General features: G+C 58.6%; 13 protein-coding genes and 5 pseudogenes. 5 read left to right on the top strand and 13 right to left on the bottom strand.

The genetic code is table 11. From position 1 onward, the window contains the following. Positions 1-74 (bottom strand): annotated as a pseudogene (locus ABIB66_RS42475) (co-chaperone GroES); the annotation flags it as partial. A gap of 1,231 nt (positions 75-1,305) precedes the next feature. On the opposite strand from ABIB66_RS42475, the gene ABIB66_RS42470 reads away from it, so the two are divergent. Then, positions 1,306-1,500 carry a hypothetical protein gene (locus ABIB66_RS42470; protein ID WP_354212143.1) on the top strand — a complete coding sequence of 65 codons (195 nt, stop codon included), beginning with the start codon at positions 1,306-1,308 and terminating at the stop codon, positions 1,498-1,500. A 656-nt stretch (positions 1,501-2,156) separates the two neighbouring features. On the opposite strand, the gene ABIB66_RS42465 is transcribed toward ABIB66_RS42470, so the two are convergent. After that, on the bottom strand, positions 2,157-2,924 hold the full coding sequence (locus ABIB66_RS42465; RefSeq protein WP_354259892.1) for an outer membrane protein: 768 nt from the start codon (positions 2,922-2,924) through the stop codon (positions 2,157-2,159). A gap of 1,265 nt (positions 2,925-4,189) precedes the next feature. After that, positions 4,190-4,843, bottom strand: a pseudogene (locus ABIB66_RS42460) (IS1380 family transposase); the annotation flags it as partial. 997 nt (positions 4,844-5,840) lie between these two features. Here ABIB66_RS42460 and ABIB66_RS42455 point away from each other — a divergent pair. Together ABIB66_RS42455 and ABIB66_RS42450 are read left to right on the top strand one after the other, a co-directional pair. After that, a complete protein-coding gene (locus ABIB66_RS42455) occupies positions 5,841-7,133 on the top strand; it encodes a lipase family protein (protein WP_354212008.1) in 1,293 nt (430 codons plus the stop codon). A 16-nt stretch (positions 7,134-7,149) separates the two neighbouring features. Then, a complete protein-coding gene (locus tag ABIB66_RS42450) occupies positions 7,150-8,589 on the top strand; it encodes a C25 family cysteine peptidase (RefSeq protein ID WP_354212006.1) in 1,440 nt (479 codons plus the stop codon). A 14-nt stretch (positions 8,590-8,603) separates the two neighbouring features. Here ABIB66_RS42450 and ABIB66_RS42445 read toward each other — a convergent pair whose 3' ends face one another. From ABIB66_RS42445 to ABIB66_RS42410, 8 genes and pseudogenes are all read right to left on the bottom strand, one after another. Next, on the bottom strand, positions 8,604-9,971 hold the full coding sequence (locus ABIB66_RS42445; RefSeq protein ID WP_354212004.1) for a hypothetical protein: 1,368 nt from the start codon (positions 9,969-9,971) through the stop codon (positions 8,604-8,606). Positions 9,972-9,981: 10 nt separating this feature from the next. Then, positions 9,982-14,769, bottom strand: coding sequence for a hypothetical protein (locus tag ABIB66_RS42440; protein ID WP_275173734.1), 4,788 nt, complete (start codon positions 14,767-14,769; stop codon positions 9,982-9,984). Continuing rightward, positions 14,766-16,721, bottom strand: a complete 1,956-nt coding sequence (locus ABIB66_RS42435; RefSeq protein WP_275173735.1) for a CHAT domain-containing protein — start codon at positions 16,719-16,721, stop codon at positions 14,766-14,768. The genes ABIB66_RS42440 and ABIB66_RS42435 overlap by 4 nt, the downstream gene beginning before the upstream one ends. Positions 16,722-16,767: 46 nt before the next feature. Then, positions 16,768-17,268 (bottom strand): DUF3616 domain-containing protein, encoded by a 501-nt coding sequence (locus ABIB66_RS42430; RefSeq protein ID WP_354259888.1) that lies wholly within the window; start codon positions 17,266-17,268, stop codon positions 16,768-16,770. Between the two features lie 22 nt (positions 17,269-17,290). Next, positions 17,291-17,454: pseudogene (locus ABIB66_RS42425) on the bottom strand (IS3 family transposase); the annotation flags it as partial. Positions 17,455-18,045: 591 nt separating this feature from the next. Next, a pseudogene (locus ABIB66_RS42420) lies at positions 18,046-18,245 on the bottom strand (IS5/IS1182 family transposase); the annotation flags it as partial. A 250-nt stretch (positions 18,246-18,495) separates the two neighbouring features. Then, a pseudogene (locus ABIB66_RS42415) lies at positions 18,496-18,900 on the bottom strand (hypothetical protein). A gap of 18 nt (positions 18,901-18,918) precedes the next feature. Beyond that, positions 18,919-19,119, bottom strand: coding sequence for a hypothetical protein (locus ABIB66_RS42410; protein WP_275173738.1), 201 nt, complete (start codon positions 19,117-19,119; stop codon positions 18,919-18,921). 456 nt (positions 19,120-19,575) lie between these two features. Between ABIB66_RS42410 and ABIB66_RS42405 the strand changes: the two genes are divergently transcribed. Next, positions 19,576-19,851: a DUF5334 family protein gene (locus ABIB66_RS42405; protein ID WP_275173739.1), complete on the top strand. Its 276-nt coding sequence runs from the start codon at positions 19,576-19,578 to the stop codon at positions 19,849-19,851. Here the strand turns inward: ABIB66_RS42405 and ABIB66_RS42400 are convergent. Together ABIB66_RS42400 and ABIB66_RS42395 are read right to left on the bottom strand one after the other, a co-directional pair. Next, positions 19,848-20,297, bottom strand: coding sequence for an SAM-dependent methyltransferase (locus ABIB66_RS42400; RefSeq protein WP_275173740.1), 450 nt, complete (start codon positions 20,295-20,297; stop codon positions 19,848-19,850). The two genes, ABIB66_RS42405 and ABIB66_RS42400, sit on opposite strands and share 4 nt — an antisense overlap. Positions 20,298-20,476: 179 nt before the next feature. Then, on the bottom strand, positions 20,477-20,980 hold the full coding sequence (locus ABIB66_RS42395; RefSeq protein WP_354259884.1) for a hypothetical protein: 504 nt from the start codon (positions 20,978-20,980) through the stop codon (positions 20,477-20,479). Here ABIB66_RS42395 and istA point away from each other — a divergent pair. Then, on the top strand, positions 20,885-22,082 hold a 1,198-nt coding region (gene istA / locus ABIB66_RS42390; protein ID WP_354212175.1), incomplete at its 3' end, for an IS21 family transposase. The two genes, ABIB66_RS42395 and istA, sit on opposite strands and share 96 nt — an antisense overlap.

Below are 22,082 nucleotides of genomic sequence, written 5' to 3'. Positions count from 1 at the left end.
ATGCCGCCAGCGGTCTTCTCTTCTGCGTCGATGCGCTTGACCACGACGCGGTCGTGAAGCGGACGGAAATTCATGCAGTTCTCCTAAGCTTTTGCTTGGATTGACGTTTTCAGGGTATTGGCAGTCGATACCCGCGAGTGCCAATGCGGCTACAGCTGAAATAGGCCAGGATTTCTGCCGGGGCAAGAGTCTGCAGTAGAAGAAATGGCACTCCGCCACCGATCTGCCAATTTTGTTAACGATCGTCATTGCGACCAAGCCCGCATAACTCCGAAGTGACGGCGTGTTCCGGTTGCGGAATTAAATCGCCCAATGCCGGTCACGCCTTCTGTTTGGCAGGGGCATTGGGGTGGCACGGGGCCGCTGGGGGTTTCGTCACACCCGGCAGGCCCCATCTGCTTCCGGACGTCGTCGAGCCGGATCACCTCCGCGGCACCTCCCCGCTTGCACCAGCTAATAATCTTTTCGTCCGCGCTCGGACCGCACAGGATCTTGCGCAGTACCGTTCGTGTGGGCATTAGTCGCTGCAACTCCTCCGGAGAACCCGAAAACTTCGATTACGCTACCCATCGTTCGAACCAACCAGATCACCACGATTTCGAAGATCAGCGCGAAGCGCTCGCCGCTTTTAGCACGGGATCGATGGCGTAGGATGTCGAAAGCCTCCTTGCGGCTTGTCCATCAGCGCTAGGCACGCACCGGCATTAGGGCTAGGCCTTGTCGCGGCGCGGCTAAAAATCCATGCTGCCGTTGGCCCTCATGGATGATCCCGGGTCTTCACTCACTCGCTTCGTTCGTGTGAGTGATCGCCAGGATGTAGCCGATTGCTACGTCCCGGTCGTGAACTCGACGTCGGAGAGCGGCACAAGGTAGATGTCGCGCGTGATGCGGCCGGTCTCGTCCTGACCAGGAGGTCGCCCTTTCGAGATGAACTAGATCCCCTAAAAGATCGTGAACCCCACCTACCGCCGCGCCAGGCCAAGGTGCGCTCAAGCGACGCTTACGACCGAATGACGGCGCAGTGAGCAAAGCCGGCCACTACCGCGCGGCAGCTGGGAACGACCCTCGCGTCGATCTTTCCTCCAAGCCGCGCGCTGGTAAACGGCCCGCTCCAAATACATTTCACTTCGCGTATCTCCGTTTAATTTGTGCGAGTTGGCACAGAAAAGCGGTGCGCGAAGTGGCGCACGTAGTCCGGAAACCGTGATCTTTATGGGTTGGAACGCCCGGAGCCCGCACGAGGTTAGATAGATTACGCTGCATCGCGGCGGCGCTGATCGGCGCGCTCGATTGGAGGCGACCCCCATGAAGTTCATCGAGGACGAAGCTGGCGAGATCATCGCCCAAACATCAGATGACCATGTTCTAATCGGCGGCCACCACCGCCTCGCAGTGGCGGCCAACCTCGGTAAAAGACTGGTCTGGCGAGATACCGGCGAACCTGTGAAGCTTGATCTCTTCTTCAAGCAGCTTGGAAGCACTCCTCGACATACAGCCTGAGCCGCTCGTCGAGCGTATCGTTCTTCGGGTGCATCGCGATGATCGCCATCATGGTCGCGCCGCCGCGGTCGCGCGGTCCCTGCGGAGGTTGACATGTCCAGAGGGACCGGACGACCCGACTGTGCGGAGGGTGGCCGCGACGGTCCGCGTAGCGTGTTATCACCTCGACTCACGACCACTATGTCCGCTCACCGGCGGGGCAAAGCAGACATCCCGCCGCAAGGCCGCGACTTCCGATTTCGTTCGTTGACCCGATGCGGAAGTGGGGCCGACGCTTGAGCCTTTGTCATGCGTCGTCCTCGCCTGAGCGAGCACGCGCAGGGTCAACGTGCAACCGAAAACCCATCGCGTGCAAAACGCTCAAGACGGTGCAATTCGGATGTGCCTTGCCGCCTGCGAACGCGCGGTAAAGGCTTGTTCGTGTGATTCCCAGAACGTCGCGCGAGCTCCGAAATGTTGTGCAGACGGGCATCGTCAATCGCACCACACATATCGGCGATATCGCCAGTCTCGAATGCAATTGAGGCATTCCGCAACCTCTCGGCGGTTCAGTCTGGATGTGATGCAGCGCCTTGAAACTTTCTCAGACATGGGCGTTAAACAAAAAGCCGGGCAAAATGCCCGGCCCATTGTGCTGACAAAAGCTCTAGCCGAAGTCAGTATCTCGCGGCGATAGGAGCTGTTCCCAGGCCGCCGAAGCGATAGTTAAAGCGCACGGTGACCATGTCCACGTCCTGCTTGACGCCGTTGCCTAATAGGGTGACTCCACCGGGCGTGACTACGCCTGCGAAGGAGGAGTTGTCACGCCCCATCCAGAGATGGTCATATTCAACACCGACCGACCAGTTCGGTGCGAAACCATATTCCCAGCCCACGCCAAGGGCGCCGCCCCAGCGCGTGTGACTTGCCGAGGCCAGGCCGACCCCGGTGATGTTGTTGAACACGTCAAAGCGATTGTGAGTGACGGCCGCGCCGCCCTTCACGTAGAGCAGCGATGCGTTCCATGCCCAACCGAGTTGGGCCGTGAAGAGGCCAATGCCATCGGTTTTCCCTGTGGTCGAAATCAGCGGATCGATCAGGCTGACGCGCGTATTCTTGATGTCAGCCCAATCGCCCTGTGCTTCCAGTCCCAACACAAACTGATTGGTTTGCCAGCGATACCCGATCTGTCCGCCAACAAGACCTCCGGAGCGATCAGCGCAACCACCCGCAACTGTCCCTGCGAGCGTAACGAAATCCACACAGCTGTGGGTTTGGCCCCAGCCGCCGTTGGCGCCGATGTAGAAACCGGTCCAGTCATAGATGGGAGCGACCACCGGCGGCGGCGCCTTAGTGTATGGGCGAGCCGCCAAATCAGCCGCCGACGCAGGGCCGGATAGAGCTACAGCCATCATCCCGGCTGCGACAATCAGAAGCTTTTTCATTACGAGAAATCTCCCCAGAAGAAGTTCAAAAAAGGCACGATGCCCACCTAGGGATTCGCCTGCAGGTTGATGTAGCCAAGCCGCAACACTCGGCCCAGATGGGTTAGTGGCGATTCCTTTATTTCTGTTAAGGACTTACAGGAACCAAATGCCCTCCAACGTAAATCGAGCCCGGTCACCGTTCGACTATAGCGAGGGAGCCCCGCGCGAACGGGCGTCACAAACTTGTGGCATGACCATTGCATAATTCAGGGCAACTGGGATTTCAGCGCTCAGTTAGAGAATAAGCGCTGCCGGGACGCTTATTTCGAGCCCGGCGACGCTTCACTTCTTTCCCTTGCGCCACCGCTACGGCGCATATTGTTTCGACAGAGGGGGTTTTTGGCGCATGGGATACGACACAGCAACAGTACATTTGCTCCGCGACGTTCTAGACGACGTTCTTTCCAGTCCGTCATTCACACGTCAGCAGCAGCGATCTGCTCTGGAAGTTGCCGAGCGCGTTCTCTTGCTCGCTTCGCAAGGCGAGCGTGAACCGATCAGGATCAAGCGACTCCTGCTAAATGAGTTTTTGGCATCCGCTACCAGCGAAGCCAACGGGGTCGCCCCTTCGCCTGATCGACGGTGAGCCTGCTTGGCCGCCAAATGCCGCTGGTAATGCCCTGCGGGTTCGATCGTGTCTACCATGCCACCACTGCCCTTTATCGCAGCATTCCCTGCCCATTGGCATGTCGCCTTGTGTTGTGCACAAAGCGGACTTGCTAAAGGCCAGCCCGAATGTCCGCTTCTGGGCGGAACTCCGATATCGCAGGTCCTTACGGTGAGACCTTGGCCGCGTCGTCGCCTCCGTTGTGCCCGCCATGCCAACCACAGCAATCTGTAGCGGCTTGCCTGTCCATCGTGGCCGGGCGGAGCAGTTGCCATTTCTGCTCCCCGCCATACTCTGACGGCGGCTGGGGGCCTGTAGAATGTTCGATGTGTATCTGCACACCAAGCGTGATCTGTTGGTTGTGCGCAATGGCTTGCCAATTCCTTTTCCTGACGCGTCAGGCAGATGGCGTAAGAAGAAAAAGTGGCGAGCGTCAGCGAGGACATTAACCCGTCCTATTCGTGAGAGTGCGGTTGTTTGGTGCGATTGATGCGGTTGCAACACCTCCGTTGACGAGGCGCACAGGATTGCCTTCGGCTTTTCACCGCCTGACGACCCGTACTTTGCAACGCGCTTGAGGGATGGGTTGGGCGAATGGGGGCGGAGGCCCCGCCGGTCAGGGACCGAGCGGCAGCAGCGCGCTGGACAAGCAGCGGATCAGGTCGGCTTCCGGGCATGCCGCGGCGAACGCGAGCCGAATGCGGCTTGCGGTTTCGACGACCCGGGCGGCGATTTTCAGGAGACGAAGACGCAGCGTCGCGAACTCGGCGGTGGCCAATTCCCGGACTTTGGGAATGGCGTCGCGCACGGTCAGCATCAGCCAATAAGCGGCGGTATGGAGGACGAGACGGACCTTGTTGGCGAGCGCCGAACGGCAACTGGTGCGATCAGAGGCAAGCTGCGTCTTATGCAGCTTGATCAGATTCTCGGCCTGGCCGCGCGCGCAATACAGGCTGTCGTAGATCCACTCGGCTGAGCCGGCATCGAGGCGGGTGACGACGAAGCGGATGTCGAGACCGAGCATCGTCGCCTCAAGACGGGCGACGGTGCGCCGTTCGCGATCCCAGGACTTTGCCTTGTGGCGCGTCTCGGTATAGCCGCGCAGAACAGGCAGGTTCTCGATGGCGCGTCGGGTACGGATGTCGTCGGCGACCTCGTCGACTTTTCTGGCGAGCGGCTTGGTACCGGACAGACCGAAGATGTAGTCGATCCCATTGTTCTCGCACCAAATCATCGCCTCCGGCCGCGCATAGTGCCCGTCGCCACGGAGGAATTTGAGATAGTCCATCAGGCGGACTTAAGCTGAAACACAAGAGTTAAATTGGCTGCACCACTGGTGGGGACACAAGGTGGGGAGCCCGTCTCGGCCGTTGAAGGCGCGGCCCGATGGACACCCGTACAGGCGTGGCCATGCCCTCAAGCACCTTCAGGACCCGCGCGAGGGCATGCATGTCGATCAGCGCAGTTCCGCGCTCCTCGCTCGCGAGTCGCGACCGCTACATTAGGACGGACATAGTTCAACTGGGCATCGGAGCTCCGGTCGTTCCGTCGTCATCAGCAACGAGCTGGTTTTTGCCGAGACGAATTCTTTCGACCGCCCGTGCATTCCTGCCGATTAGCACGCAGCAGGCGGTTTCGAACTGACACGTCCGCCCCTTGTCCATGTGATCCGGTGCCCCTTGTGGAACCTACGCGGCGGACGCCGGATCTTCTTTCTCGCCGCTTGCTACGATCCTTGGCGCACGCGGCACAAACGCGCCCCGAAATGCCACCAGCGGCAGATCCCAGATCTGAGTTGACACGGTTAACAGGTCGACGGCCGACGAGGAGCTTTCAGGCGGCCGCACGCACCATCGGCACTGGTGAGATGGAATTTGCGCTTAGGATCTGTTGAGAGGCGTTCTTCCTAAGGGGAACGTCCGTCACTGTTTGGCATCGGTCTCCCGCTTCATCTATGATTGATCCCGACTTGAATGACCGTCAGCGCCTCGAACTCTTCGTTCGGCGCAGGCGCGTCTTCGCGGGGAAGGTCGTTTGCGAACAACTGTCCCTGATATCCATTTTCTCTTACAAAGACACGCGATGCAGGGGAGCTACCCGCGATCAGAGGCTTAAATCCCGAACCTTGGTCGCATAAAATGTCGCGACACACGTTATGGATGTGCTTATGATTAGTCACGTGGGTGCAGATGCCTCACCTAGATTTTGTCCGGTTCTTATTTCGTATTTCACCAACCATCGATATGTAGTGTCGGGAACAGAACTCCATGCCGCTCTGTGACATTCCTGGATCAGTTTCATCCTACTGGCTCGTCAGCTTCGATAAAGATGGTGACGAGCTCAAAGACCCAACTGCGGGCACGCATACTTTCTTGAGTGCGCGCATCTTATCCGAAATACGCGACCATCGGCCCACGGATATTTTCCTGTCCAGTCATGGCTGGAAGGGCGATCTTCCGGGGGCAAAGGCGCAATACGACCGCTGGTTCGGCGCCATGCTGGCGCGGCAAGACGACCTGCGCGCCATGGGTACGGATTTCCGGCCGCTATGGATCGGATTGCATTGGCCAAGTCTTCCATTCGGCGAGGAAACGTTCGGCACGACGTCGTTCTCGGCGGAGCATCCGTCGCAAGAAGAAATCCTGGAAAAATACATCGAATTCTTCGACAACGGCTCGCACGACATTCGTCAATTGCTGGGTACCATATTTCGCGAACACCAGGAAAACGCCGGTGCCGTGCAAATGCCCGAGCATGTGGCACGTGCCTATCGGGAACTGAGCCAGCTGATCGGCTACGAGAGCGGAGGGCTTGACGCTCCTCCTGACAGCGATGGCGTGGATTTCGACCCGGTTGCCGCCTTTGAGGTATCCGAAGAACTAGGCGACGACTTCGCCGAGTCAGCAGTGCTTTCAGGCTTGCTCTCGCCGCTGCGCCAATTGTCATTCTGGACCATGAAAAAGAGGGCTAGGAGACTTGGAGAGAACGCAATGCATGCCTTCTGCAGGGCGCTCCAGGGAGAATGTCCGGCCGCTCGCATTCATCTTATTGGACACAGCTTTGGCTGCATCGTCGTTTCATCCATTCTAGGCGGTCCCGGAGGGACCGCAAGGTTGGCGCGTCCTGTGGAATCCGTGGTCTTGATCCAAGGCGCCGTGTCGCTATGGGCTTTCGCGGACTTCATCGACGTGGTCGCTAAACCGGGATATTTCAACTCCATGCTACGCGGCCCGGCCGTGCGCGGGCCGATCGTCATAACGCGCTCTAAGCACGATGGAGCTGTCGGAACGCTGTATCCACTGGCGGTCGGGATTGCCCTGCAAGTGGCTTTCGATGGGCAGCGGCTCCCGATATTTGGTGGAATCGGGACTTGGGGAATGCAAGGCGTGCGAGAAGCCGAGGATATCGTGATGCTCCCCGCCTCAGAACCATACGCGTTCCGGTCCGGCGGCATCTATAATTTGGAATCAACCGAATATGTCGGAGGACACTCGGCGATTGATGGGCCTGAAGTAGCGCACGCCATATGGGAAGCGGTACGAACGGGCGCGGGAAAATAACCTTGATGGCATAACCATGGATGATGAGAGCGAAACCGACAGAAGCGACGAATTGCCCCTGCCCATAGGCATCTGGGAAAGCGGACAGTCACTGGCGCCGCTCGATCGACGCGTTCTGTCAGGCATAGAAGCGCCGCCGAGGGAAGTCATCCAACGCGCGGCCGATGGAGTATCCGAGAAGCTCGCCGTATCGGACATCGATGCCAACAATCTTACCGAGGCAGGTTGGGGCATTATCTTCGCCGAGAAAACAGATTCGGCGGTGCGGGCTGCGCTGCAGCCATTGATCGAGCATCGTTCGCGCCAGGTCCGGACTGCCCATCTCTTGCGGATTTTCGAGGGCGACAAGGGATACCGGCAAGGTGATACGGCGCGCTCTTGGCTTACCAAGAACAATGTTGGTTTTTCCGTAGTTGATCCCAATCTAGGGGTGCCGTTTTACCTGACGATTGTTGGGCCTCCGTCGGTTATTCCCTTCGAATTCCAGTACCAGCTCGATACATATTGGGGTGTAGGTCGTCTTCACTTCGAGGATGCCGAAGGCTACCGCAAGTATTCTCAACACGTCATCGATTATGAGCAAGCCCCGGCTGTTCAACAACGCCGCGAGGTCGCGATTTTCGCACCAAAAAACCTGGGCGATCGTGCAACTGGCTTGCTACATGACCTGGTTGCACAGCCGTTGGTGAACGGCAACGCGTACGTCAAGCCGCTCGGTACTCGACAGAGATTCGAGATGAAGCCGCTGCTTGGCGAAGACGCGACGAAGGCTAATCTGAAGTCGTTGTTGCGCGGCGATCAGGGCGGCCCGCCGGCACTGCTTTTCACTGGCTCCCATGGGCTGGCGATACCGTGCGATGCTCCCGGTCAGCTGGAACGGCAGGGAGCGATCATCTGCCAGGACTGGAAAGGAGGCCCGGTCAGCGCGAATATGATGTATTCGGCGGCCGACGTGGATGAAAAGACCACGCTCGGCGGTTTGATCCACTTCTTTTTCGCCTGCTACAGTGGCGGTTGCCCTGTCTTCGACGACTACGGACGGGACGTTTTAGGGCGCCCCATCAAGATTGCGAGTACGCCTTTTACGGCCCTGTTGCCACAACGTCTGCTGCTTTCGGGTGCCCTTGCGGTATTGGCGCATGTCGACCGCGCTTGGTCCTATTCGTTTCGGGGCGGCCGCAGCGTGCCGCTAGTGCAGGAATTCCGCGACGTTATGGTCCGAATCCTAAAAGGAGAACGGCTCGGCCAAGCTACGGATCAATTCAACCTGCGCTGGTCAGTCCTCTCCGGGGAACTAGCCGACATGGAGCGCGCGCGGGATCTCGATCCATTGCAGGTGTCTGAGGGCGTCCTCGCCAATCGCTGGGTCGCGCGGAATGATGCCCGGAACTATGTCTTGTTCGGCGACCCGGCTGTGCGTCTCCGAGTAAATGACATGCCGCCGCAAGGCCAATAAGATACCGGCCCGTATCAAATGTCTGCAAACAAAATCGCTGCGAGACGATCGACTGCAGCAGAGTCCTGCGCATCGTCCATATCAGGTAGCGCTGGCGTAGCTCCTGCCACACCGCCAGGTCGTGTCGTGAGATGATGGTCACGAAGTTTTTGCCAGACGCTTGGCAGCGATGCATTCGGGGGCGGCTTTTGCAAGAGCAGGCGGGCTGCAGCGACATAGGTGCGGGCCGGCTTTGGTTCGTGAGCAGGCAGCCCACCGCCTTGCCGGTTGACATTAGCCATGATGATGGCAACGTCCCGCATTGGGCGTTGGAAGGCCTTAAATTGCGGCTGCCTTGGATCAAACACTTCGCAGAAGCTGTTCACGACCGCTTCGAAGTCCCGACTGAACTCTTCCAGAGGATTCTCTGGATAGGCCTGCGACCAGCACGCGGAAATGCTGCTCGCGTCGGTTTCAAACCCCATGACCCGCAGACTATGACAGCAGAACAAGACTCGTACTGTTGCGGTGGGGTATGGCGTCCAACTGCCATTCTCATGTGGTCGCGTTTGCCGGAGGATTTGTCCTTGGTCACTTGCGAGATATTCGGCCAGGGACCAGACAAAGGCCGGCCCACCCATCGCGCAGCCGTACCAGTCTGCAAACACTTCCTTGCGCCAGGCCTTCCAGCCTGCCCGACGCTGCTCCGTCTCGCATGCGGCGTGTTCGATCGCCTGATCAAGTCGAGCTGTGAGTCCGGCGCCGCGTTCGAGGGCGTGACCAAGCTCATGCGCAAGCAGTGCCATGTGTGGCAAATAGGTAAGATAGGACCAGGGCACTCCAACCAGCGTAAGCGGTAGCTGGTCGAGCGCGTCTTGGAACTGTGTCGCGGTTAAAAGCCCGGTTACCTCTTGGTCAGGCTGCGGGGTGTCGCCGTCAGGCTTCATCCATGGGGAAACCTGCTGATCGAACGTAACCAAGGGGGCGGGACATAGCTGATCGGGAGCAATATTGCGTAACTGCCGATAGGCCGGCTCGTAGCATTCCCGGGCATATGCATCGGCGAGGGCGAGGTAAGTATCAAACGGAGAAACCAAACGAAGCGACAAGCGGCTCCGAAATTGATCCCATACGCTATGGACGATCAACGTCTTCTTTTCAAGGCTGGTCGCCCGAAGCCACAGTTCACCGCGGCCGACGGCTTGGTTAAACTCGGCCTTGACCACCGCATGGAGCCTTTCGATACGAAGCGAAAGCAGGCTGATCTGACTGTGATTTTTTTGCAGGGAGTGTTCGATCGCTGCGCGCTGGCGCCATTCGTTCAATTCCTCCGGAAGACTGGTGAGCTTCCATCGCAACTCTGCTTCCTTGCGCTGCAGAAGGCTCCCTAGAGCGGCATTCATCCCGGCGGCCTCACTCAGTACGCAAGAAAAGAGCGGTTGCCGGTAGCCCCAGCATCTCTTCGAGCCCGGAAATATTCTTCGGAAACAACTCTGATTTTCTAAGCCTACGCATGACGTCCAGCTCATTTCTTGCGTTTCGCAACGACTCGAGCAATCCATCCTGTTGATCCGGCCCCCTCGACGTCAAGCTCGTCGCCAGCACGCCAGAAACGTTGCCCGCGTTCACAAGAGCTTGCGCCAGCTGGTTCCTGGCAAATATCTGATCAAGCGCCCGCGAAAGCCCGTGACTTATTGGCGCGTGCAAGACGACGAACGGTCGCGATCTGGATTTCCACCTAAGCTGCAGATCACGACCCAGCATTTCACCCGTCATTCCCCCGGGAAGGCAGGGTTCCGGTAGCGATGGTGAGTCTTCAATATCGGTCATGATATAGATAATGTCTGCCGCGGCAGAAACATCGCCGCCAAACAAATGACTGGCAAGCAGCCGCTCATCCAATACACTGATCTGCGAAATCAGCTCTGATGAGGGTGTGTAAGGAATAGGATATTTGGCGATTGTTGGTTGCGACCAAGACCGCTGGTCTAGATGAGAGAGAAGTTGCGCCAGACGGCGCGATTTCTCAGGGTGCCGGATTTCTTCCGCCAAAGGTCCTTCAGCGCGACCGTTGCCGATGCGGATCGGCACGAGCGATCCCGGGATGCTCAGTTCCCACGGTACCGCAACGAGCGGTGCGCCGGCGAGTGCAAGCAACAAGACATCGTCAATTTTTGCTTGCTGCAGCAACCCGGCAAAGGGCTCCTGCATCTCTTCAAATGGACCGGGCCACGTAGCCACGAAATGCCGACCCAAGCGCCTCGGGGTACGTTCTCGGGTGTATCGGGAGATATAGCTTAGCGATTCATTTTCATGGGTCGAGAGAAGTTGGCGGGCATGTCCCGCTGCCTCAATCGAAATTCGCTCGGCATCAACGGAGAGAAGTACACAGCGGAAGTCCGCCAGCGTCGACGCATTTCCTTCGATTACGCCCTTGAAGCCTTCATGATCGGCCGATTGCGGCCTTGCCGCGTCCTCGAATGCAGTTTGCGCGGCGCGGTGGCGTTCCGCGAGAACCGGATGGAGGGAATTCGTGCTTAGCACCTCGCCGGCGGCAGTCAGACATTGCTCCGCCAAGTTCCGTTCCGATCGACGTAGGGCGCGCTCCGCATTTTCCACCACTGCCGCCACGTAAAGCGCCGGTTCAGAGGCAAGCCCGTTCCAGAACTCAAGCGGCTGAGCCGGCGCCTCAGGGTCGCCGAGACAGCGTTGCCGGTAGATAGCCAGTTCGGCGGCCCCCGCGCCGGGCCCGACTTTGATGTTGGCAAAAGCCGCACTGGCTCTCTTGTGATCTCCCATTGCGATAAGAGTTCGGCCGTAGCGAACCCAATCCATCATTTCGGTTTGCTCGCCAAGCGTTGATCCCAACCTGTTCCGCAGCTCCCATCGCTTGAACCAGCCAATTCGCCATGGATTGACTTGTCCAAGAAGGACCGGAGGCTCCATGAGCCGAAGCCGCCTTGCCGCATCGATTGTGCCTAGCAATTCAATGAATCGGTTGTTCAGAACCGCAGGCAGAAGCATTCCCCAAGTGACGCCTGCAATCGTAGCCCGAAGCCGCGTGGACACCGAATGCCGGTCGGAAAGCTGTTCGTTAATGATTTTTTCGCACGCTGCCGCGTTGCCGCGGGTCTGAAATGCCCGGATTAGTTCCACTTCGGTTGCCGCTGCGATCGGCGATGACGACGGGCTGGCCGGTTCCGTCGCAAGTCCCGCTTCGAACAACCGGAACGCCAAGTCATCGCCGCGGACCTCATTCAGTAATGCCTGGGTTTCGTTCTTCAAAACCGCCTGCGTCGCATCGGCAAAAGCAGCTGCCGCGTCGTCAATTCGTAGTAGCTGTCCTAGGGCTCGCCCCCGCAGCTGATGAAACCGGAAATGCGTTCTGTCCGCGATGCTCTCAATCTGCGCAAGCGCCGCCCATGCGTCGCGGCGGAGCAAGGAGATCTCTATGCTGAGGAACAGCAACTCCTGACTTGGTCGGGTGGTCGCGATGATTGCCGGGGCCATCTCCTCTTCAGCGTCTCGCAACCGGCTGCTTTCAACAAGCAACCCGACCAGGCTGAGGTGGATGCGCTCAAAGTGTTTTCGGTTGGGCAGCGCCTTCCGGCTGCTCCGTCGCAGATAGTCCTCGGCGCGTCGATACAACCCTCGCTTTTTGTACGCATAGGCCACTCGTTCTGTAATCGCCCACTCTGGAATGCGTGTAGACCGAACGCGTCCGTCGGCGAGTCCGAAGATCGCCGCCCCTATCGTAAACGCCAGTGTCGAGAGCTTGCCTTGCCCATACATTTCCGCCAGCAGCAGACAATAGCGGGCCCTGCTCTCGCCTGATTTTATCACTAGCCACAGGTCTGCCAATATACCCAAGTCGCTTGGAAAATTACGATCGAGAAAATCACGCCACTTAAAGGCAAATGCGGGTAACTCAACGTCGGAATCCCGGTTCAGCTCAAAAGCTTTTTCCAGATTTCTGCGAATATCCTCGCGCCGCCCATCTCGCGGCAAATAGTCGAAATTTGCATCAACGGCGATCGCGTCTGCGATCTCGTAATGGGCGCGCGCGAGTGCCGCCGGTGGCGCGCCGGAAAAATCTCCATCGGGTTTGATGATTTCTCGGAGGATCTCCAGGCGGTCGGCGGCATCGTCCGGCGATGGGCGCTCATCCAAGGCCTTCACCAACACCGCGTGAACGTCGTCCTCACCGAGCTGGACCCGATGGTAAAACTCCGCGAGTGTTAGTTCAACCCATCGATCCGGATTCTCCGACTTCAGCTTTACGAAATGATTCACTGCCTCGCGATGAATCCGGCTGAAGATCGGCTGCTGCTTGAGCAATCGTCGCATCGGCTGGACGACATCCGGATGTAGTGTCGCAGTATTGGGATCCTTGCTCTGCAGCGAGATCCAGCTATGATCGCTCGCATATCGTGACAAACGCTCCCACAGATGCTCTGGATCGAGCATTGTATCCGCGTTCTTCAGCCACGCCTCTCGTTCCTTGGGCGATGGTATGTCCTCCTTCGCTTCCTCTATCTTTCCACTCAGGGCGTCGATCAGTAACGGGTAAAGGACGTCTTGCAGAAACGACCGCGTTAGCCGGCGGGGGACGGCTCCGTACCTCAATACCCAGCGCAGGCCGAGCTCATCCGCCACCGGGATGCGCTCGATGACACGTTTGATGAGATAGGCCACGTCGACGTCAGGCCCGTACTCTTTCAGTTGTTCTGCCGTCATTCCCGGATTCTTGCTGACGGTCTCGCAAAGCATAAACAGTTTGAACGGGTTGCCCGCGGCGGCAGCAACCATTATGTCTATCAGCTTGCCGCCCACGTTCGGCAACTGGTTGCGAATGAAGGCGATGGCCTCGAAAGGAGCCAGCGGCTCAAGACGAACGAAACTGGTTTGCGTCTTTAATCTGTCGTCGTACTGATAGAAATGGCCCTTTTTATCCGGATATCGTGGGTCATTTTCAAGGGATGGCGCGTAACGACCTGACAAGATCAGCCGCAACTGCGGCAGTGCGGCACGAAGATCCTCGAAGCGCTCCAATACCTTCCGGAATTCGGCGGGCCAGTGCAGTGAAGCCTCTTCGATCGTATCGATGAAGACCACCAGCGGACGATCCCGTGGCAATTCCATGCAGCGGCTGATAAATCCGTCCCAACGAAAAAACTGCTCGGACGCGAGAGCTCTCAGGTTGTAGCGCTGAACATCGGTGAGGGTTTGGCCGCGATTGGTTTCGCGCCGATAGAGCAACGGACTGAATGATCTTACGTCCGACAAAAAGCCTTCACCTTCGGAAAACATCCGCATGGTGAGCTGCTCGTCGAGTTCCTCAGCGATTTCAATCGCGACGAGCCAGGGCGTTTTGGCGATCTCCGACACTTGAACGTCGTCGAGGTCGATGCGCGCAACGAAAGGAAATGGATGCTTTTTAAGCAAGTCACGTGCGATCATGTGCTGCACGAACATAGTCTTGCCCATACCACCCGGCGCCGAGAGATAAAGAATCCATTTGGAGCCGTCACTCTCGATCAGTCTTTTGAATTCGGCCTCAAGAACGCGGCGGGGAAAATAGCCAACAGTTCGGTGGAATTCCCGCAGGAACCAAGCTCGGCCACGATATCGTGCGACGATCGCAGCAAACTCGGGTTGAAGAGACGGTTCGATTTTCGTCAAATTTGCCTCAACCTGTTGCGTCAGCGCATGGCACAGGGTGAGGTCGTCGCGATCATTTGCCTTTTCGAACTCGGCCTTTAGGAGACGCAAGGCCTTGGTTACGTCGAAGCGCAATAGCAAGGCCAGCCGCTCGGCCGGATCCTCGTTGTTTTTCTCGAGCCACGCCACAAACTCCCTTGCCCATCGCACGTATTCTTCGGGATGATCGCTCCAATAAGAGCGTGCGTAATTCTGGACAGCTTCGCGGATCCAGAATTTTCCATCCGCCCTCGGTACGCGTTGCACGTCCGGGCTCTTAATCAAATCGTCGAATGCAGGCAAGCCGCTATCGGACTGCCCGCACACGGTCTCGTACATCGGGCAATCAAACGCACGCGTGATACTCAGAATGCGGAGCGCTCGGTCCTCCCCACTCTCTCGTGGCGACAGAATTTGATCTCGCAGCGCTGCATTATCCTTGAGTAATTCCTCAAGGCGTTGCCGCTGCTCGCTATCAAGATTCAGCTGGTAGAGGTTCATGGAACCACCTCCTTTTCGACCAACTGGCCCCAGAGCCGAAATTCGGACGCGTCCCACGGCTCGTTTTTGATGCGGATGAGCGCGACTTGACGGATCGTGTCGAGATCGGGCTTGCGGTAGAAACGGCAAAGTTCCTGGAACAACATCGGCACGTCATTCTGATTAAACAGTTGAAGTTCGATAGGCTCTCCAGGAAGTCTAGCGAGCTCGTATTGTTCAAACAGGTCCTGCCGCAACGCGATGATAAGGCGCAAATTTTTGATTGAGCCTTGCGCGATCTTCATCCAAAGCGGCAACAAGATGGTCGTGAATTCCTTGGCCGGCAAAGTCTCTACTGCTGCCGCTTCCCGCTGGAATTCGTCCAAGACGATTGTGAGCTCCTGTTCCCTCGTGACTTGTCGTAGGCCTCGTTCAAAGGCATCCATAATGCGTTCGACTGAACTGTTCGCGTCGCGCTCGGCAACAAATTCCTTGAAAGCGTCGCCATCCAGCGCAGCGTGCACTTCCGACCCAACTTGCGTAGTATCGGCGTCCACGATCGCGGACAGGACGTCGAGATAATTGACAGAAATAGTCCTGCCGCCACAGACCTCGACATATTTTACGCGGTGGCCGATTTGGATCGCATCGCGCAACGTTCGCATCACAAGCCAGGATTTTCCGCCGTTATGCGGTCCTTTAATGACGAGGCAGTTCGAGGTCCGCAACCATTCAAGGGCCTTCCATCGCTGGTCCGCCCAACCTAGTCCGACAAACGGTGCTGGTAGACGATCGCTTCGCATGAAGCGCTTGAGCACGGCGCAACGGTGCAGGACCGCGATCGGATCGTGTTGTTGCGTAGGCTCGGGAAATAGCTCTTCGGGTGGAATCGAAACGCATAAGACAGGGAGACCCCAATCGCGCGATTCCCAACCCGCTCCGTTGCTCCGTTGGCCTATCTGAACGCGCGCCTTCATTAACGCTACGTCGACTGTCTTGCGGGCAAGTAACTCCTGATAGAAGATTTGCGAAAGCTCTGACGTCACCGCTTGTTGAATCGGTGCCTGCGCAGCGACCACGGCCGGAATGCCGCTTGTCATCAGCATTTCAAGAAGAGAATAAAGACTGCCGGACGGCTGCGCACTGTCACACGCGTTCAGTACCACCAGGCGCGGTTTGTGCACCCTATCGAAAAAAAACTGGTAGATTCCGGCGGTATCCCACCACCATGCCTGGCCGATTCCAGGCGTATTAATTTTTAATGCCGGCCTCCCTGTCGTGGGAGACAGTTCTCCATGGCCGGTGAAGTGGACAATTTCCGGATTGAGCCTATCGAACACTGCACCCAGCGCCGGGAGCGACGGGGTCTGCAGCAACTCCGCATGGGCGAATATTTCTGAGCGCTGAAACTCTCGCAATACCGCGCCCGCGTCGTCTCCAGGGAAACCTCCGATTTTCCAGTCGATCGCCTCACCGGTAATGACGATGGTATTAAGTTGGCGGGGCAGCGGACCGGGTGCCGAACCTCCGCCGGTCAGAACCCGCAGCATCGGTTTCTGCCTGTCGGCGAAATAGCGGTAGATAGCGCCGCCTTGCTTTTTTTCTGCTAGATACTCCCATGGCAGGTCAGCTAACAGTTGGGTGCCGCCTTGCCGGAGCGCATCGGACGGTCTGACGACCTCAAGATAGGTTCGCGTCTCGGCAACCCGCTTCTCTTCCCATCGGGCAAGAACAGAAGCATCCAGCAGAGAGCGAAGCTCGTGTCCGAAATCCTCAAATAGGCCGATTTGGGCTCCGACGGCGAATGCCATCTGCTGCTCGCGATCCGTCCAGCCCTGCTCGCGCACCTTGCCGAGTGGAAAATCGTTCGCAATGATCGGTTCATGCCCCTGCGGGGGGAAGGCAACGTCGAACAGCGCAACCCGACCGTTCTGCTCGTCCAATTGTTCCACGCGAAGCCACAGCGACTGCATGTGTTCGAATCCTGAAACGCAGCATCAAAGGCTCTATTTTAGAGGATCATGAAGGCAAAAGGTCAACCACTGATTTTAATATACACTTAGTTGGTGGAGCACGTTCCAGCGAATGAAGGAGCGCAATGACTTCCCGCAGCTTGTCGGTGCGTTCGACCGTGGAAGCGCCCCGACTGTTTGCGCCCCGGAAGGGGACGATCTGGCTGCTGGCGGCGATCCTTTCCTTGATCTTGGCCGCGTCGACGCGCGGATCAAGCTTCCTGTCCTTGTTCCGCGGGCCATGGGAGCCGATGACGTAGAAATAGCCGTCAGCATAAGCGACGCCTTCGCCATCGAGTTCAAGCGGTTTCTTCTTGGAGGTTTCGTGAATATGCCGGACCGCATCGCCCGCGACGATCTTTCCGTCCTTCACCGTGACGAATTGCGCTTCCTGGAGATTGTCGTCAATGACGCGACACTCGCGCGCGAAGCCCTGGGTGGCCGAGCAGGCAATGCCGCTGACGTCTTTGGATTTCTTCCCGTCCTTGCCGAGCAGCCGGTGTTGCACCCACTGACCCTGCCCCCAGGTTTTATCCAGTTCTGAGTTCGTCCTTGCCGCTGGATTTGCCCTGCTGGGCGATGGGAGCGACGGGAGCTGCCGCGGAGCCTTCGGCATAGCGCAGCGCCAGATTCCGGCGCGGGTGGCAGGTCATCGCGAACTCGGGGACGGGGTTCTCCATCCGAGCTGCGAGTGCGACGACGGCATACGCCGCAAATTCGGGGCCAGTCATGTTCGGCCCACGATCTGGGCCGTTCGGAAGCTGCAAGCTTATTCTGGCCGAACGCTCGAGTGAGAACACGTCGTCACGAGCAGCAAGGTTCGACTGCATTGCCAATCCTGTCCCAAAGTCGGCTCAGACACTCCGCGAGGAGTGCCGATAGCCATCGTAACACCAGCCGCCAGAACAACGGCTGTCAGTGCGAACAATCGAGAGGTCGTCCAGTTAAGGTTCATGGCGCTTCCTCCAGTTGGAGCGCGCACGCTATGCTTGGCGATGCCTGCCGCTTTGTGAACTACTTCACACAATGCCCATCACACCACCGTGCAGGAGGCCCGAGAGGGTGAACCGGCCGAAGGTGCCAAGTCTTGCAACGCAGCAAAAAGCCGGCCACAGAGGATGATTCTGAGGCCGGAAGTTCTACGCGTCCGCTCCGAGACACTGCCCGGAGCTGGAGACGAACGCCCCCCGATTGCCGGTTGTTCCCAGTTCGCAAATACACCGGAGGAACGCCTAGCTGCCGGATCGTTTGCCGCCGATCCCAAGAGCGATGTCACGGCGGCTTAACCGTAGATGTAAAGCTTCAGGAGCACCGAAGGATGGTACAGCCGTCCGGTCGCCGCCGGGTCCACCCCATCGAAGCCCATTTCCGCCAAATCGAGCGCATCGACAAACACGTCGATCACGCGACCGGGTTGCCTTCGTCAATGAAATCATCGAGGCATTCGGGCAGCAGCGTCGATTGCCCACGATCCGCCTCTTCGATGAAGCGGCCTCATCAATTCTCTCCCGAGAATCATCGAGAGAATTATAGCAGCGCAATGGCGTTTTCACCCAGCCAGGGTCAAAAGCGTCGGTCTAGCGCTCGGCTGCAAACGTCCCATCTGCCCGTCTGAACCGACGTGTCGCGGCACCGCTTCAATGGCAGCGAAGGCCAAGAACTGACAACTTGCATCGAAGAGATCGAGAAGGTGTGCTTCGTTCCTCTAGTGTTGGGCTGAAGCCCGCAAGGCTTCTCACGAAGCCTTCGCCGTGGCTCGTTCACGGGCGGTGCGTCGACGCTGGCGACGTTCGCGCCGGCGCCCGTTCATCTGGGCGGGAAGCCCTAGCGGCATCGAGGAACGTGGCGGCGCCGCCGAAGCCTCTTCGGCCGCCGGCTCGGGATCACGCGGAAGAGCTTCCATGAGTGCGAGCAACGCCCGCCCGGCCTCGGTAATGCGCCACCCGCCGTTCAGACGCTCCATGAGCGCCTGCGAGAAGATGTCCAAGTCCGGCACGCGCGCGGCCAGTCACTTGGTCCGATCCGCCCAGTCGCGGCCGCTGGTCGCCAGGATCGCCATGTCGCGCTTGAGGTCCGCCATCACAGCGAAGCCGTCGGGATAGCTTACCAGGATCTTCAGCACGGTGACCTGGAAGTTCACCTGACCGCCCTCTTCCGCCTAACGCCACATCGTCGGCGCGTCGGACAGAGTCTGGCGCCCGATCGACTTGAGCTGGTCCGCAGATCTGGCGCCCCTGGTCACGGCTTCCAGAATTTTCGAGGCCACATGGGTACGGGTATCGGTCTCGGTCCGCGAAACGTTTTTGCAGACCTCGTCCAGCACCGCGGGCAAAAGGGCGGTCGTAGCAGGATCGAGCATGGGAGACCCCCATAGAAAATTCAGCGCATCACGCCGACATCATGAGTGCTGCGAAATATTGCGGATTCTACCTCCTCGCTAAGGCTTGGCAATAGGGAGAGTGCCCGCTTGATTGACCATGGCAGATCGCTCTCGGCTCGCTTTTGTGCGATGTGCCTGCTGCCAGGACGCCTACTGTTTTTATTTTTGCCAGCTAACGACGCGTCCGCTTGTTGGTATTCTTGTTGGTATCGGCAGCAAGCAACGACGAAAACTATTTCAAGTTCAAACGGTTACGGCATTAGACAACTGACGACCAGGGGAGGCGCACAGCATTGAGTCACTTATCATCAGGCTCATTCAATCCTTGGCAACCTATATGAGTTCGTCGCGGGTGACCGCCGGCCTGCGAAGGCAAAGGTCACACGTTCGAATCGTGTCGGGGTGCGCCAGTAAAATCAAGCACTTAGTTGTTTTATGTTCTTCTTCCTTTCCGGTCAGGTAGTAACCGCGTCCATTACTTGCACTCAAGCATTCGCATGGGACGGCACCCACGCGACCACCGGCTCGAGCATCGAAATCGAACGAGGCCAACTTATTCGATCCGGTCGAACGATCGAGGTGCACGACAGCGAGCGGGGCTATAAGGAGTACGATGTGGACAGCGTTCGGCGGTACGGCCGATCTGTCGAGATCGAGGCCACGGATACCGAGACTGGAGAAAGCACCACTCTCGAAATGGACGGAGACTAGTTTTTGTAGTCTTCCGGCCGCTCAAGGGCTTTTCTACAGGGTGGCACCCACGCCAATCGTGGAGGGTGCTTGGCCCTTTTCTCCCAAACAAGCCAGGCATAGCCTGTGGCGGTGGAAGCCTTTCGGTCGAGCCTGCCCTTTACCATCGGAACGCGCTCAGTAAATTGGGCGAACTTGGTCGGCGGTGTTTGCTCGAAAATCTCACGGTAACGCCCTACGCTTTCAATAAAGACGGTCCGCGCCAGGATGGCCACACCATGTCGGGCCCCGATCAGCGCTCGCTTGATGAAATCCTCTGCAAGCCTGAACGGAGGATTGGTGATGACCCAATCAACAGAGCCCGCCTCAAAGGGAGCGGCTAGGAAGTCGGCAACAGAGCCATAGCCGTAGGCGTGGACGTCTGACGCCTTCACCTTCCCGAAGTACTCCTTGAGCGGCTTCGCCATGTGTCCCGCCCCGCACGCCGGCTCCAAACAACTCAGCTTCCGAAAGGGACCCGCATCGGCAATCACATGCTCAAGGAGGGCTCTTGTGGCCCATGGTGGCGTCGGGAAGTTGTCGAGACTATCTGCGGCCTCAACCCGCTGAGCCATCACGGCATGCGACCTATTTTGCATTTCGCCCCTCAGATCCGCTCCAGCAGCTCATGCAGCTTTTGGCGGAAGTAAGCATTCGCGGTTTCAACCAGATCGTACACGGCGAAGCCAAAGTGATCGTTAAGCTCAGCCCCGATCAATGAGTACGGGCGCGGCAGCGACCGAATCCCATAGTAGAAGATAACACGCGCTTCGTGCGGAATCCGAGGCAAAGCGGCCACCGATTCCGACGGAAGGCGGCCAGCGATTCCGATCGAAAGCGGCCACCCGATCCGAACGAAGGCGGCCACCCTGTTGATAGGGTGAGACGGGGGGCGTTGTCGGCAATCTGAACGGGGCAAGGTCCCTCCTTTTGCGGTTGACGCAATGGGAGGTCCGATGCCCGCCGAGAGATTGCCGATGCGGAAGATTCGAGAAGTTCTACGCCTGAAGTATGCCTGTGGGGTGAGCGATCGGGTGATCTCCCGATCGGTCGGGATCGGTCGCACGGCGATCGCGGAGTATGTCCGCCGGGCCGCGGTGATCGGCATCACCTGGCTATCCCGGAGGAGCTCGACGACACAGCCCTGGAGCGCAAGCTGTTTGCGCCGGCCGGCTACAACCCGCCACGATCGAAGCCGCTTCCGGATTGGGGGCATGTCCATGCCGAGTTGCGCCGCCGCAGCGTAACGCTGGCGCTGCTGTGGGAGGAATACCGCGGCCATCATCCCGACGGCTACGGCTACAGCCGGTTCTGCGACCTCTACGTCGAATGGCGCCACGGCATCACGGCGACCATGCGGCAGACCCACGCGGCCGGCGAAAAGCTGTTCGTGGACTTCGCCGGCGATACCATGCCGGTGTTCGACGGGCTCACCGGGGAGGTGCGCGCCGCCAAGATCTTCGTCGCGGTCATGGGAGCGTCGAATTACACCTTTGCCCAAGCCCGGTTCAGCGAGGCACTGCCCGACTGGATCGGCGCCCATGTGGATGCGCTCACCTTCCTGGGCGGGGTGCCGAAGGCGCTCGTCTGCGACAATCTGAAGGCCGGGGTGACGGTGGTGAGCCGCTACGAGCCAGGCGTCAACCGGACCTACCAAGATCTTGCCGCCCATTACGGCACCACCATTATGCCGGCGCGGCCCCGCAAGCCGCGCGACAAGGCCAAGGTGGAGGCGGCGGTTCTTATCGTCCAGCGATGGATTTTGGCGCGGCTGCGCAACCGGCGCTTCTTCTCGCTCGCCGAGTTGAATGTTGCGATCCGCATCCTGGTTGACCAACTCAACGCCCGCCTGATGCGCAAGCTCGGTGCCAGCCGCCGCGAGTTCTTCGACACCATCGATCGTCCGGCCCTGATGCCGCTGCCGGCCGAGGCCTATCAGTACGCCGAATGGCGTCGTGCCCGTGTGGCGCCGGATTACCATGTCGAGGTTCAGGGACACTTCTACTCGGTGCCATCCCGCATGATCCGCCAGGTTGTCGAGGTTCGGGCCACCGAAGCCACCATCGAGGTGTTCCATCGCGGCACCCGCATCGCCAGCCATGCACGCTCGGGGGTGAAGCGCCGCCACACCACGATCCCCGAGCACATGCCGAGCGCACATCGCCGATACGCCTTCTGGACGCCGGCACGTCTGCTGGCCGCCGCCGAGAAGA

The organism is Bradyrhizobium sp. F1.13.3, from assembly GCF_040548265.1.
GTDB lineage: Bacteria > Pseudomonadota > Alphaproteobacteria > Rhizobiales > Xanthobacteraceae > Bradyrhizobium.
The sequence above is the reverse complement of the archived record's forward strand: the minus strand, read 5'-3'. Positions and strand labels throughout refer to the sequence as shown.

Excerpts from the sequence above, each read along its gene's own strand:
- ABIB66_RS42470 (WP_354212143.1), top strand. The coding sequence starts at position 1,306 with ATGAAGTTCATCGAGGACGAAGCTGGCGAGATCATCGCCCAAACATCA.
- ABIB66_RS42465 (WP_354259892.1), bottom strand. The coding sequence starts at position 2,924 with ATGAAAAAGCTTCTGATTGTCGCAGCCGGGATGATGGCTGTAGCTCTA.
- ABIB66_RS42455 (WP_354212008.1), top strand. The coding sequence starts at position 5,841 with ATGCCGCTCTGTGACATTCCTGGATCAGTTTCATCCTACTGGCTCGTC.
- ABIB66_RS42450 (WP_354212006.1), top strand. The coding sequence starts at position 7,150 with ATGGATGATGAGAGCGAAACCGACAGAAGCGACGAATTGCCCCTGCCC.
- ABIB66_RS42445 (WP_354212004.1), bottom strand. The coding sequence starts at position 9,971 with ATGAATGCCGCTCTAGGGAGCCTTCTGCAGCGCAAGGAAGCAGAGTTG.
- ABIB66_RS42440 (WP_275173734.1), bottom strand. The coding sequence starts at position 14,769 with ATGAACCTCTACCAGCTGAATCTTGATAGCGAGCAGCGGCAACGCCTT.
- ABIB66_RS42435 (WP_275173735.1), bottom strand. The coding sequence starts at position 16,721 with ATGCAGTCGCTGTGGCTTCGCGTGGAACAATTGGACGAGCAGAACGGT.
- ABIB66_RS42410 (WP_275173738.1), bottom strand. The coding sequence starts at position 19,119 with ATGCTCGATCCTGCTACGACCGCCCTTTTGCCCGCGGTGCTGGACGAG.
- ABIB66_RS42405 (WP_275173739.1), top strand. The coding sequence starts at position 19,576 with ATGTTCTTCTTCCTTTCCGGTCAGGTAGTAACCGCGTCCATTACTTGC.
- ABIB66_RS42400 (WP_275173740.1), bottom strand. The coding sequence starts at position 20,297 with ATGGCGAAGCCGCTCAAGGAGTACTTCGGGAAGGTGAAGGCGTCAGAC.